The 13,037-nt window shown below is 57.2% G+C and carries 14 protein-coding genes; 1 reads left to right on the top strand and 13 read right to left on the bottom strand.

All coding sequences use genetic code 11. From position 1 onward, the window contains the following. Positions 1–43: 43 nt before the first annotated feature. The 10 genes from bamB to RT657_RS15195 all read right to left on the bottom strand — a co-directional run bounded on the left by bamB (position 44) and on the right by RT657_RS15195 (position 8,580). On the bottom strand, positions 44–1,225 hold the full coding sequence (gene bamB / locus RT657_RS15240; protein ID WP_313655461.1) for an outer membrane protein assembly factor BamB: 1,182 nt from the start codon (positions 1,223–1,225) through the stop codon (positions 44–46). Between the two features lie 19 nt (positions 1,226–1,244). Beyond that, positions 1,245–1,862: a YfgM family protein gene (locus tag RT657_RS15235; protein WP_313655460.1), complete on the bottom strand. Its 618-nt coding sequence runs from the start codon at positions 1,860–1,862 to the stop codon at positions 1,245–1,247. Positions 1,863–1,895: 33 nt separating this feature from the next. Further along, the gene (gene hisS, locus RT657_RS15230) at positions 1,896–3,176 is read right to left on the bottom strand and encodes a histidine--tRNA ligase (RefSeq protein ID WP_313655459.1); all 1,281 of its coding nucleotides are present in this window, start codon (positions 3,174–3,176) and stop codon (positions 1,896–1,898) included. A gap of 105 nt (positions 3,177–3,281) precedes the next feature. Next, positions 3,282–4,403: a flavodoxin-dependent (E)-4-hydroxy-3-methylbut-2-enyl-diphosphate synthase gene (gene ispG / locus RT657_RS15225; RefSeq protein ID WP_313655458.1), complete on the bottom strand. Its 1,122-nt coding sequence runs from the start codon at positions 4,401–4,403 to the stop codon at positions 3,282–3,284. Between the two features lie 39 nt (positions 4,404–4,442). Then, the gene (rodZ, locus tag RT657_RS15220) at positions 4,443–5,444 is read right to left on the bottom strand and encodes a cytoskeleton protein RodZ (protein ID WP_313655457.1); all 1,002 of its coding nucleotides are present in this window, start codon (positions 5,442–5,444) and stop codon (positions 4,443–4,445) included. Continuing rightward, positions 5,434–6,159: a type IV pilus biogenesis/stability protein PilW gene (gene pilW / locus RT657_RS15215; RefSeq protein WP_313655456.1), complete on the bottom strand. Its 726-nt coding sequence runs from the start codon at positions 6,157–6,159 to the stop codon at positions 5,434–5,436. Before pilW ends, rodZ begins: the two co-directional genes overlap by 11 nt. A gap of 80 nt (positions 6,160–6,239) precedes the next feature. Further along, entirely contained in the window at positions 6,240–7,409 is a 1,170-nt protein-coding gene (locus RT657_RS15210; protein WP_313655455.1) for a bifunctional tRNA (adenosine(37)-C2)-methyltransferase TrmG/ribosomal RNA large subunit methyltransferase RlmN, read from the bottom strand. Positions 7,410–7,595: 186 nt separating this feature from the next. Further along, positions 7,596–8,027 (bottom strand): nucleoside-diphosphate kinase, encoded by a 432-nt coding sequence (gene ndk, locus RT657_RS15205; RefSeq protein WP_313655453.1) that lies wholly within the window; start codon positions 8,025–8,027, stop codon positions 7,596–7,598. Positions 8,028–8,202: 175 nt separating this feature from the next. Next, complete coding sequence (locus tag RT657_RS15200; protein WP_313655538.1) at positions 8,203–8,337, bottom strand: hypothetical protein; 135 nt, start codon at positions 8,335–8,337, stop codon at positions 8,203–8,205. Positions 8,338–8,340: 3 nt separating this feature from the next. Further along, positions 8,341–8,580, bottom strand: a complete 240-nt coding sequence (locus RT657_RS15195) for a hypothetical protein (protein WP_313655451.1) — start codon at positions 8,578–8,580, stop codon at positions 8,341–8,343. A gap of 146 nt (positions 8,581–8,726) precedes the next feature. On the opposite strand from RT657_RS15195, the gene sseA reads away from it, so the two are divergent. Next, positions 8,727–9,569 (top strand): 3-mercaptopyruvate sulfurtransferase, encoded by an 843-nt coding sequence (sseA, locus tag RT657_RS15190; RefSeq protein ID WP_313655449.1) that lies wholly within the window; start codon positions 8,727–8,729, stop codon positions 9,567–9,569. Between the two features lie 37 nt (positions 9,570–9,606). Here the strand turns inward: sseA and sseB are convergent, their stop codons facing one another. From sseB to RT657_RS15175, 3 genes are all read right to left on the bottom strand, one after another. Then, positions 9,607–10,371, bottom strand: coding sequence for an enhanced serine sensitivity protein SseB (sseB, locus tag RT657_RS15185; protein WP_313655448.1), 765 nt, complete (start codon positions 10,369–10,371; stop codon positions 9,607–9,609). Between the two features lie 46 nt (positions 10,372–10,417). After that, positions 10,418–11,704 (bottom strand): aminopeptidase PepB, encoded by a 1,287-nt coding sequence (gene pepB / locus RT657_RS15180; RefSeq protein WP_313655447.1) that lies wholly within the window; start codon positions 11,702–11,704, stop codon positions 10,418–10,420. Between the two features lie 158 nt (positions 11,705–11,862). Further along, positions 11,863–13,023, bottom strand: coding sequence for an IscS subfamily cysteine desulfurase (locus RT657_RS15175; RefSeq protein ID WP_313655446.1), 1,161 nt, complete (start codon positions 13,021–13,023; stop codon positions 11,863–11,865). Positions 13,024–13,037 lie beyond the last annotated feature (14 nt).

The raw sequence follows: 13,037 nt of genomic DNA, 5'->3' as shown, positions 1-13,037 counted from the left end.
GAGCCGTCGGAACGGAGGATTTTACCTGCCGGACGTTTACCCGTTAGCGGGTAATCGCATAAACCTCACCGTCTTTCGACTGGATCAGCAGCTTATCGCTGGCGACCACCGGCTCGGTCTGGAAGCCTGAGCTGTCCAGTTTCTGCTGCGCGACGAACCGACCATCGGTGGTGTTCAGCCAGTGCAGATAGCCTTCGCTGTCGCCGACCACCAGATAGCCGTTGTAGAGCACCGGTGAGGTCAGGTTGCGATGCAGCAGATCGCTCTGACGCCAGATCGCCACGCCGCCATCAGCGTTCAGGGCGATCACACGGTCATCCTGATCGACCAGATAAATGCGGCCCGCATCGACGATAAGATCTTTCACGCCGCCAATTTCGCGCTTCCACAAAATCTGGCCGGAACGCAGATCCAGCGCCGTCAGGTTGCCATTGTAAGCCAGCGCATAAACCACGCCGTTGACAATGACTGGCGTGGTGTCAACATCATTCAGACGGTCGATCTCCGTAGCGCCGCTCACCTGGGAAATACGCTGCTGCCAGATTAACTGACCCTGATTCATCACGACCGCGCTGACGCGTCCGTTGTCGCCACCGACGATGGCGCCACCAAATGCGACCGCAGGGGCAGACTCACCGCGCAGAGACAACGCAGGCATATCCAGGTTGACACTCCACTTCACGACGCCGCTGCTCTGGTCAAGACCCTGCAGCATACCGTTGCTGGTATGAATCAGCACCAGACCATCGCTGACGACCGGACGCGACATCGCTTCACCGGCCACTTTGGTCTGCCAGGCTAGGCTGCCATCACTGCTGTTCAGAGCATACACCTGGCCGCGTTCACTGCCGACATAGACGCGATCGCCATCCGCCGTCAGGCCGCCCGATAACAGCGCGGAGCGATTTTTCGAGAAGAAGCCGGTTTTCTCAGAGAGATCGACTTTCCATTTTTCTTTACCGTCTGCGGCATCCAGCGCTTTGACAATACCAAAGCGGTCAGCAGCGTAAACCGTGCTGTCCTGCCAGGCAGGATGCAGGTTTGAGTAGAAATCACCGACGCCATCGCCTACCGAGGTGCTCCACACTTTCTGTGGCGTAAACTGGTTTTCCACCTGAGGCAACGGGGCCATTTTCACTACATCTTCTTCGCCGCTAAACAGCGAACAACCGCTGAGCAAAGTGACTGAAATCAGTCCCGGCAGCAGGTATTTACGTAATTCCATGCGCTCTCTCTTGACTGGCTTAGCTTAAGTTATTCATCTTCATCTGCATCATTTGCTTCAGTGCCGGAGAGGCGTCAGATTCCACCCCTTTACTCCAGGCATCGCGCGCGCCCTGCTTGTCGCCTTTGGTCAGCAGCGCTTCGCCGCGGATATCGGCCACAATGGCTGTCCAGCCATCACCCTTCACACCGTCAAGGGTCTTAAGCGCCGCGTCCGCCTGATTCTGTTGCAGTTGAATGCGTGCCAGGCGCAGGTTGATCACCGCCTGCAGATTGGCATCTTTAGTATCTTTCAGTCCGTTTTGCAGCAGCGCTGCAGCCTTATCAAGCTGACCGGCATCAACATACTGTTTCGCCAGGTCCATCGCAGCCAGCGCACCGTAAGTATTGCTGTTTTCGCTGGCAAAGCGGTTAACCGCTTCCAGCGTCTCAGGTTTGCCCGCCTGCATGGCGGTGGTGAGCTGCTGATACTCTGCGGAGACTGTCTTCGCCGTATCGTCCTGATGACTGCTCCAGTAACGCCAGCCCCCCAGCGCAGCAATGCCGATTACCACGCCAATGGCTAACGCTTTACCATTGTTGGCAAAAAAGTTGCGCAGCGCTTCGGTCTGCTCGTTTTCATTGCTATACACTTCCACGCAATCCTTCTCCTTTCTATGGTTGATGCTGTATCACGCTGACTGTAACAGTGTACGTAATACCGCAGCAGCCTCTGCCTGATCCCGCGTTTGCTGCTCGCCACGGCGCAGATCTTTAATCACGACCTGACCCGCCTTGACTTCATCCTCGCCTAATACCAGCGCGATGCGTGCGCCCCACTTGTCAGCACGGGCAAACTGTTTCTTGAAGTTGCCGCCGCCGAAGTTTGTCATCAGCCGCAGTTCCGGCGCTTCGTCGCGCAATTTCTCAGCCAGCTGCATCGCAGCAGACTGCACGCCCTGACCGGAAGCGATTACATAGACATCCACATTGCTCGTCGGTTCAAATTCAGGGTTAACAGCCTGAACCAGCAGCACCAGACGCTCCATTCCCATGGCGAAACCAACGGCTGGGGTGGCGCGACCGCCGAGCTGTTCAACCAGTCCATCGTAGCGACCGCCGCCGCAGACCGTGCCCTGAGACCCCAGGCTGTCGGTAACCCACTCAATCACGGTGCGATTGTAGTAGTCCAGTCCGCGTACCAGACGCTGATTGACGGTGTAGCCGATACCGGCATCATCCAGCAGGGCACACAAGCCGCTGAAGTGTTCACGGGATTCGTCATCCAGGTAGTCGCCCAGCTGAGGGGCGTTGTTCAGTAGCTGCTGAATCTCCGGATTCTTGCTGTCGAGCACGCGCATCGGATTGCTGTACATGCGGCGTTTGCAATCCTCATCCAGCGACGCTTTGTGCTGTTCAAGAAACGCGACCAGCGCATCACGGTAATTTGCACGGGCTTCCAGCGAGCCGATAGAGTTTAGTTCCAGACGAACGTGATCGGCGATCCCAAGGGCTTTCCACCAGCGGGCATTCAGCATAATCAGCTCGGCATCGATATCCGGTCCCTGCAGACCAAAGACTTCCACGCCGATCTGGTAGAACTGGCGATAACGGCCTTTCTGCGGACGCTCATAGCGGAACATTGGCCCCATGTACCAGAGACGCTGCTCCTGGTTATAGAGTAAGCCGTGTTCAATACCGGCGCGCACACAGCCTGCGGTGCCTTCCGGACGCAGCGTCAGGCTTTCGCCGTTGCGGTCCTCAAAGGTGTACATCTCTTTTTCAACCACATCGGTGACTTCACCGATGGCGCGTTTAAACAGTGGGGTTTGCTCCACCAGCGGTAAGCGAATTTCGCTGTAACCGTAGCTCGCCAGCGTCTGCTTGAGCACGCCTTCAATCCGTTGCCAGAAGGCCGTATCCGCAGGCAGGTAGTCGTTCATCCCGCGAATCGCCTGAATATTCTTCGCCACGTTAAAATCTCTTAATGCAAAAAAACCTGTCCGGCATCATACCTTATGAGGATGAAACCGCACAGGTTCAGTCAAAAAAGTCACGTACGCAGGCCGCGCACGCCATTATTTTTCCAGATGCTGCACATCAATACGGCGGCTGGCATCCAGCATCGACGCTTTAGCACGGATACGCGCTTCCAGCTGGTCGATCATATCGTCATTGTCGAGACGGTCGCGCTGACGCACGCCATCTTCGTAGAAGCCGCTTTTCTTGCTGCCACCGGTCACGCCCAGCGTCGAGATCGTCGCTTCGCCTGGTCCATTGACCACACAGCCAATGATAGAGACATCCATCGGGGTGATCAGATCTTCCAGACGCTGCTCCAGCGCGTTGACCGTGCCGATAACGTCGAACTCCTGACGTGAACAAGTTGGACAGGCGATGAAGTTAATCCCGCGAGAGCGGATGCGCAGTGACTTCAGAATATCGAAGCCAACTTTGACCTCTTCCACCGGATCGGCCGCCAGCGAGATACGCAGCGTATCGCCAATGCCTTCGGAAAGCAGCAGACCCAGTCCGATCGCAGATTTCACCGCACCCGCTCGCGCGCCACCCGCTTCAGTGATGCCAAGATGCAGCGGCTGCTCAATCTGTTTCGCCAGCAGGCGATAAGATTCGACCGCCAGGAAGACGTCAGACGCTTTCACGCTGACTTTAAACTGGTCGAAGTTGAGGCGGTCAAGATGATCGACGTGGCGCATGGCAGATTCCAGCAACGCCTGCGGCGTCGGTTCGCCATACTTTTCCTGCAGATCTTTTTCCAGCGAACCGGCGTTAACACCAATCCGGATAGGAATATTTTTGTCGCGTGCGCAGTCAACGACCGAGCGGATACGCTCATTATTCCCGATATTACCGGGATTGATGCGCAGACAGTCGACGCCATACTCGGCCACTTTTAACGCGATGCGGTAGTCAAAATGAATATCGGCAACCAGCGGAACGTTTACCTGTTGCTTGATCAGCCTGAATGCTTCTGCGGCATCCATGGTCGGCACCGAGACACGCACGATGTCGACACCGACGCGCTCAAGAGCTTTGATCTGATTTACCGTCGCTTCCACATCCGTGGTGCGGGTGTTGGTCATCGACTGAACAGCGATTGGGGCGCCGTCACCGACCGGCACCTTGCCGACGTAAATGCGTTTAGATTTACGACGGATAATGGGTGCTTCGTTATGCATAGATTTCTTCTCCACAATTGCCCGGTACAGGATACGCTGTTATTGCGCACCCAATGTCAGGCGAGCAACCTGGTTATTACGGATAAAACGACTCAAATCAACGGGCTGATTCTGATATTGCACCTGAACCGCCGATGGCGCGCCAATTTTCAGACGATACGGAGGTGTTCCCGCCAGGCTGAGTTTACCACCACTGCGCTGCGTGCCGCTGAACAGTTTTTTGCCTGTGGCATCGCTCACTTCCAGCCAGCAGTCAGCCGTGAAGGTCATAACAACCGCATTCGGGTCAGCCGCAGGTTCACTGACCGCAGCCGCGCCTACAGGCATCTGAGAGGCGGTACCGGTGCTGCTGGTCGCAGCAGGCGCCGCAGCCGTGTTCTCTGCTGGCGCCTGGCTCGGCGACACGACGGTGGTGCTGGCTGCATCCGGCTGGGTGGCAGCGGTGCTATTGCTGGCGCTGGCCGCCGGTGCCGCAGTGGCAGGGGTGCTGGCCGTGCTGTTTTCGCTGGCGGTTTCGTCAGGCGCAGCCGGTGCCGCGCTGTCACCGCTGGTTTCACCCAACGGAATAGACTGGCTGTTATCTCCGCTGCCGTTCTGGTCAGTCACCGACACCAGATCATCCTGCGACGCCTTGTGATTCTGCCACCACCAGGCACCGGTCAGCCCCACGACAACAAACAGCACCAGCCAGGTGAAAATCATCAGCCAGCCATCACGTTTCTTGCGGCGCTTGCCAAGAGAGAAACTTTGCATCGGCGCAATTTTTGCTGCCCGGACCGGCGTCTGTTTCGCCATCATCGGCAGCAGTTCCTCTTCAGGAATGTGCACCAGACGCGCATAGGAGCGGATGTAACCGCGCAAAAACGTCGAGGCGAGATCGACAGGCGATTTATCTTCCTCGATGTCACGCACGGTGGTCAGTTTCAGGCACAGGCGTTCAGCAACATTCTGCTGCGTCAGCCCCATCTGCTCACGGGCCAGACGCAGGCGTTCGCCTGTAGAGTGTAATGCAGAGTTTTCTTGAGTGGCTTCAGTATTCATTAGCTAAATAACGCTGGTACTGTATCGATTGCGGAAAACGTCGCGCTAACCGGTCGCCATAACGTAAAACGTCAGCGGCATCTCCCTGTTGCGCGGCGAAACGTAAGTGTAACGCCAGACTTTGTGCCGTTTCGGGCAGTGAGTGCTGGTAAACATCGAGCAAAATCTGCACGGCTGTCAAATGGTTATCGGCCATCTGCTTTTCAGCTTCTGCCAGCAGCGCGTCCGCTTTGCGACGGTCTGCCCCGATGGCCAGCCGTAGCGTCCTGCGGGCCGCACGCGTATCGCCAGCCTGCAGATAACAATATCCTGCCAGTTCAAGCGCGTCATTACGTGCGTCAGACTGCTGTGCTGCATTTGCCCGACTAAACTGTTGATGCGCTTCGTCATACTGCCTTAAAGCGCAGAGAAACGCACCGTAATTGTTAGCGACGAAACCATTATCCGGCGCCTGCTGCTGTGCCAGTATAAAGTGTGTCTGCGCCGCTGACTGATTACCCTGCATCTGCGCCAGTCGTGCCAGCGCAAGTGAGACCCGGTAATCCTCAGGTGCGGCGGCCTGCGCACGCGCAAAATTTCGCTCTGCGGCAGCGTAGTCCCCTGCCGCCAGATAATGCATGCCGAGTTGCAGACGCACCTCGGCAGCGCCAGGTTGATGAGGCTGACTGACACACCCGCTTACAACTAACAGCGCCAGCAGTAATCCATTACGCATAATCGCTTCCTTTCGGTTGACGTTGACAGGCAGCAGCCTGCCACGTGTCATCCCTTCAGGAAACGTCTGTGGTCGCGCTTCTAGAGCGCCTTCACAGAGATGGCTTCACCCGCCATCTTTTTCCGCATCGTCCGCTTGGTACGGTCGATGACCTCTCCGGCTAACTGACCGCAGGCCGCATCAATGTCGTCGCCACGGGTTTTGCGGACGATGGTGGTGAAACCATAGTCCATCAGGACCTTGGAGAAACGGTCGATACGGCTGTTGGAGCTACGCCCATAAGGTGCGCCCGGGAAGGGGTTCCAGGGGATCAGGTTAATCTTACAGGGTGTTTCTTTCAGTAATGCGGCAAGCTCATGCGCATCGTCTGTGCTGTCGTTGACATGATCCAGCAGTACATACTCGATCGTCACGCGCCCCTGGTTGGCGTTAGATTTGCCGATGTAGCGCTTTACCGCCGCCAGGAAGGTTTCGATATTGTACTTTTTGTTGATTGGTACGATATCGTCACGCAGTTTGTCATTAGGCGCATGCAGGGAGATCGCCAGCGCGACATCGATCATATCGCCCAGTTTATCCAGGGCTGGCACCACGCCTGACGTGGAGAGGGTCACACGACGCTTCGACAGACCAAAGCCGAAGTCATCCAGCATGATTTCCATCGCTGGCACCACGTTGTTGAGGTTGAGCAACGGCTCGCCCATGCCCATCATCACGACGTTGGTAATAGGACGCTGGCCGGTGATTTTCGCTGCGCCGACAATCTTCGCCGCACGCCACACCTGACCAATAATTTCTGACACCCGCAGGTTACGGTTAAAGCCCTGCTGTGCGGTCGAACAGAATTTACACTCCAGTGCGCATCCTACCTGCGAAGAGACGCAGAGCGTGGCGCGGTCCCCTTCCGGGATATAGACCGTTTCCACCAGCTGATCGCCCACGCGAATCGCCCATTTAATCGTGCCGTCTGTGGAGCGCATCTCTTCTGCCACCTCTGGTGCGCGGATTTCCGTCAGTTCCATCAGCCGGTTACGCAGCTTTTTGTTGATGTCGGTCATCTGCTCGAAATCATCGCAGCAGTAGTGATAGATCCACTTCATGACCTGGTCAGCGCGGAACGGCTTTTCGCCCAGCGACTGGAAGAATTCGCGCATCTGCTGACGGTTAAGATCGAGCAGGTTGATTTTCTGGCTTTTCGGGGAAACGACAATAGGGGATGCGGACGCGGGCGTCACAATCTGTTCGGACATAATATTCTCTGGCCTCGTTGTTACACGTTATGGCGCTGTTCAGGGATAGGTGAAAAAATTGCGCCTTCATTAAGCGGAGTCAATGAAGGCGCAATATTGTACAACATCTGCGGCCTGATAACAGGCGGGAGTCACCTCCCCCAGGCAGATTTTTGTAAAGCCGCTGTAACCTTTATCGCCAGGCGATTAACGGGTACGTGGGCAGATTTCGTTTTCGCCGAAGAAGTAGGCGATTTCGCGGGCTGCGGATTCAACAGAATCTGAACCGTGGGTCGCGTTTTCGGTGAAGCTGTCAGCGTAGTCAGCACGCAGGGTGCCAGCCAGTGCGTTTGCCGGGTTAGTAGCGCCCATCAGGTCGCGGTGACGCTGAACGGCATTTTCACCTTCCAGCACGGAAACAACAACCGGGCCAGAGGTCATGAATTCAACCAGGCCATCGAAGAATGGCTTGCCCTGGTGCTCAGCGTAAAAGCCTTCAGCCTGCTCTTTGCTCAGCTGCAGCATTTTTGCGCCAACGATTTTGAAGCCTGCGCTTTCAAAACGGTTGTAGATAGCACCAATCACGTTTTTAGCGACGGCGTTTGGCTTGATGATAGAAAAAGTACGTTCGATTGCCATGATGACCTCTGTCTTGACGTTCTGAAGAAACCGGTGACATCCGCCCCGGTTAAGAAACGGCGCCGATTATAGGGGCTGAGTCCGGCGTTGCCTACCAGAGATCCCTAATTTGGTGAAAATTCTTGATCTGAGTCGAGGCAGAGCGGCCAAAGTTATGATTTAGCGCAAAAAACCGTCAGTCGCGGCGAAAAGTAACCGGGGCCAGTTGCCCCTCTTCATCCATGACCACCAGCTTGTATTCACCTGGCCTGTCGAGCGGCAGCGACAGGTGAGTTGCGGCGCCCTGCGTCACCAGCGGTTCACCATTCAGAAACTACCCGCGCCGTAGGCTCTGCCCGCCCTGCACCGCGACCGATAGAGTCAGCGAACCTCTGCCCGGCAGCGGCCTGACAATCTGCAGTTCTGAAAGATCGATAATCGTCAGCGGTTTGCTGACCTGCGCTGTGGCAGGCGCCTCAGTCGCCTGAAGCGGCAGAACGGGAAACAGGGTTGCCGCCAGCAGCACCCCGCCGAACAACATGCTGAACAGCCGTCGGTTAGTGCGTTTTTTCATGGTAGTTCCTTTACCGGAACGCAGAGAGTGTCAGTGGATAATGCCAGGCAATTTCATATCAATGCTCGCATTTAATCAATGCTTCTCTTGAGATGGGGCGCGCATTCCCCGACACTGGTGCGACAGATTGCTGAGATGAGGTTGTTATGACGACTCCCCTGTTTGTGTCCGCCGACTGGCTGCATGAGCACTACGATGATGAGGGGCTTCAGGTGCTGGATGCCCGGCTGCTGCCACCCGGTATGGAGGCGGTGCGGAATGTTCAGGCTGAATATCTGGCGGCGCATCTGCCGGATGCGCCCTACTTCGATATTGAAGCGCTTTCCGATCACACCAGCCCCTATCCGCACATGCTGCCGCGTGCCGAGGCTTTCGCCGTCGCAATGCGCGAGCTGGGCATCAGCAGCGATAAGCACCTGATTGTCTATGACGAAGGGAATCTCTTTTCCGCCCCGCGCGCCTGGTGGATGCTGCATACCTTTGGCGTGACTCAGGTGTCGATTCTGGCGGGCGGATTACAGGGCTGGAAAACGGCCGGTTATGCGCTGGCAACCGGCCCGGTAAAACTGCCGGAAAGTGAATTTGAAGCGCATGCGGATGACAGCCGGGTGAAACGCCTGACGGATGTGCTGCTGATCAGCCATGAAGGGGGCGCACAGATCGTTGATGCACGTGCCGCTAACCGCTTTAACGCGGAGGTGGATGAGCCGCGTCCCGGCCTGCATCGCGGGCATATTCCCAATAGCCTGAACGTGCCGTGGAATACGCTGGTTGAAGAAGGCAAACTGAAGCCGGATGCCGAATTGCGTCGGCTGTTTGCCGACGCGGGCGTGGATATTAACAAACCGGTAGTCGCCAGCTGCGGCTCAGGCGTGACGGCGGTAGTGCTGATTCTGGCACTGACCGCGCTGGGCGCACGGGATGCCACGCTGTATGACGGTTCCTGGGGTGAATGGGGCAGTCGCGACGACTTACCCATTGCGAAATAAAAAAAGGCGGCTCGGGAGCCGCCTGTTTTTTTGCCTGTCAGATAATCCGTTCGCTGCCCTTAAAGTCACGCAGAAAACTGCCCCAGCGACGTTCATAAAAGGGCGTGATGTGGGCAGTGAAGAAGTGGCTGATGCCGCGATCCTCCGCCGTCACCTCACAGATATCGATCGGCGCATCGTCCGGCAGCGTGTCGGTTGCCACGCTGCCCGCCGCCTGAATAATCGCCTCGATGTTGCTGTCTGCTTCGATCCCGATTAACAGATTAGGCACCTCATCCGCCCGCTCACGAATGGTGGCGATAAACGCGCGACGCACCTGTTTATGCTTGCTGAACAGCTGCGTCAGCGAATCGATCATCTGCGCGGGCGGTTCTGCCACTTCAGAAAGCAGCAGCGAGGTGCCACCCTCCAGCACGGTTTGCTGGGTCAGCGCACTGCCCTCTTCCGCCAGCAGATGCGCGATCTCGGACGCGGTAAACTCCTTGCCGGAAGGAAGTCTCGGATTGAGAAACAGCGTCTCGCCGCGCGTGATCTCAAACAGCGTCCGCACCGGCAGACGCAGCCAGGCCTGCTCACCCTTAACCGCTTCGCTCATCGCCTCTTCCGAGGTGAAAAAAGGAATGACGCTGCTGCCATCCTCTTTTTCCCAGTGCTGCAGATCGACGGGCGTGCTGGCATCCAACTGCTGCCGGGTGCTTTCGCCCGGTACCCAGACATCCGATTCCAGCAGCAGTTGAAAAAATTCGGGCCGATGGGCGGGCTCGGTTGCCGCCAGCTTCAGCACCTCTTCAAGACGGTTCATACTTTCCCTCTGAACAGCGGTGACCCTGGCCACCGCTGAGTTCGGCTTATTTCAGTAACAGATTGGCAATCGTGCGCACACCCAGACCGGTTGCACCCGCCGCCCATTGATCGACCGCGCCTTTGCGATAGGTCGCGGAGCAGTCGATATGCAGCCAGCCCTGCTGATAATTGCTGACGAAATAAGAGAGGAATGCCGCCGCACTGCTGGCACCCGCCGCATGGGAGGGGCTGGCAATATTATTCAGATCGGCGAAGTTAGACGGCAGGTGGCTGCGGTGGAATTCGGCCAGCGGCAGACGCCAGAAGGGTTCGTTCTCACTGACCGCGCTGCCCATCAGCGACTGCGCCATCACCTCATCAAAGGTAAACAGCGCATGGTAATCATTGCCCAGCGCGGTTTTGGCGGCGCCAGTCAGCGTAGCGGCGTCGATAATCATCGTCGGGTTCTGCTCGCTGGCGTCGATCAACCCATCGGCCAGCACCAGACGCCCTTCCGCGTCAGTGTTCATCACTTCCACCGATTTGCCGTTGCGATAGCGAATGATGTCGCCCAGCTTGAAGGCGTTGCTGCTGACCATGTTGTCGGCACAGCAGAGATAGAGTTTCACGCGCTTGTTCAGGCCGCGTGAGATCGCCATTGCCAGCGCGCCGGTGACCGTTGCCGCGCCGCCCATATCCGATTTCATCGAATCCATGAAGCTGCTCTGCTTCAGGCTGTAGCCGCCGGTATCAAAGGTGATGCCTTTACCGACCAGACAGGCATAGACCGGGGCTTTATCGTCGCCGGTCGGGTTGTAGTCGAGCGCCAGGAAGACCGGCGGACGGCTGGAACCACGGCCGACGGTGTGCAGACCCATATAGCCCTGCTCACGCAGATCCTCGCCCTTGGTAATGCGATAGGTGACCGCGCTGCCGCCCACTTCGCTGATCAGATCGATGGCGTTGTGTGCCAGTTGCTCCGGCCCCAGATCTTCGGCAGGCAGGTTAATGACATTGCGCACCCAGTCGACGATTTTCAGGCGGCGATCGAATTCGGCCTGCTCGTGCTCGCCCAGCGCAGGCCACTCAACCTGACGCAGGCCTTTCGGGCCACGGAAGCCCTGCCAGAATGCCCAGCACTGCTCAAGGTGCCAGCCTTCGCCGGTCAGCGCCACGTGGCGGATCCCCTGGCTGTCGAGTTTGTGCGCCGCACGCTGAATGGTATTCAGCGCATCCGCGCCGGTCAGGTGCAGCGTCATGCCGCTGTCGTTGCTGCTGAGAATCGCTTTTTCGCCCCAGCGCGCATCGGCGGGCTGGCTGCTAAGCGTAATGTTCATCGGTTGTGTGGTCATCGAAAAGCTCCATAGTCGTTATCTGTTTCATCCAGCCTGATTGTTATAACGGCTTTAATAAGATGTTAATGTAACTCGCAGAGACCTGATAACAGATTCCGTCAGCGGTTGCCAGCAAAGTGCATCGCAGGGTGCCGTTTCCGGATTATGACCGGGTATCAGGGTTTCATGACAGCGCGCAGGCGGGTCACCGATTTCTGCACCAGGGCAATAGCGTAGTCAATCTCTTCTTCTGTGGTGAAGCGCCCCAGCGAGAAGCGCAGCGAACTGTGTGCCAGCTCCTCATCCAGCCCCATTGCCCGCAGGACATAAGAGGGCTCCAGGCTGGCCGAGGTACAGGCGGAGCCGGACGAGAGCGCCAGATCTTTCAGCGCCATGATCAGAGATTCTCCCTCAACGTCAGCGAAACTGAGGTTGAGAATGTTTGGCGCGGCCTGCTGAAGCGTGCCATTAAGAGAAACGCCGGGGAGTACGCTGATCCCTTCCCACAGGCGCAGGCGCAGGCCCTGCAGTCGCGCCATCTCGATTTCACGCTCTTCGGCGGCGATACGGAAGGCTTCGCCCATTCCGGCAATCTGATGTACCGGCAGCGTACCGGAGCGCATACCGCGCTCGTGTCCGCCGCCGTGGATCTGCGCCGCGATCTGCACGCGCGGCTTACGCCGCACATAGAGCGCGCCAATCCCTTTCGGGCCGTAGAGTTTGTGGGCAGAGAAGGACATCAGGTCCACTGGCAGCACACTGAGATCGATCGGCAGTTTGCCGACGCTCTGGGTCGCATCCACATGAAACAGAATCGCCCGTTCGCGGCAGAGTTCGCCAAAGGCAGCAATATCCTGAATCACACCAGTTTCATTGTTCACATGCATCAGGGTGACAAGAATGGTGTCATCACGCAGCGCCGCGCGCAGCTGTTCAGGGGTGATAATGCCGTCTGAAGGCGGTGTGATATAGGTGACCGTAAAGCCTTCACGCTCAAGCTGCTGGCAGCTGTCGAGCACCGCTTTATGTTCTGTACGGCTGGTGATGATATGTCTGCCGCGCGCCTGATGGGCATGGGCTGCCCCTTTAATCGCGAGGTTATCCGATTCGGTAGCGCCAGACGTAAAGACGATTTCGCGCGGATCGGCATTGACCAGCTCGGCAATCTGATTGCGGGCAACATCGACCGCCTCTTCAGACTGCCAGCCAAAACGGTGCGATCGCGAGGCCGGATTACCAAACGTGCCATCCAGCGTCAGAAACTGCATCATTTTGCTGGCCACACGCGGATCGGCCGGCGTGGTGGCGGCATAATCCAGGTAAATCGGTAATTTCATTGCGCTACAGCTCC

The sequence above is a fragment of the Pantoea sp. genome, assembly GCF_032114055.1.
GTDB lineage: Bacteria > Pseudomonadota > Gammaproteobacteria > Enterobacterales > Enterobacteriaceae > Pantoea.
The sequence above is the reverse complement of the archived record's forward strand: the minus strand, read 5'-3'. Positions and strand labels throughout refer to the sequence as shown.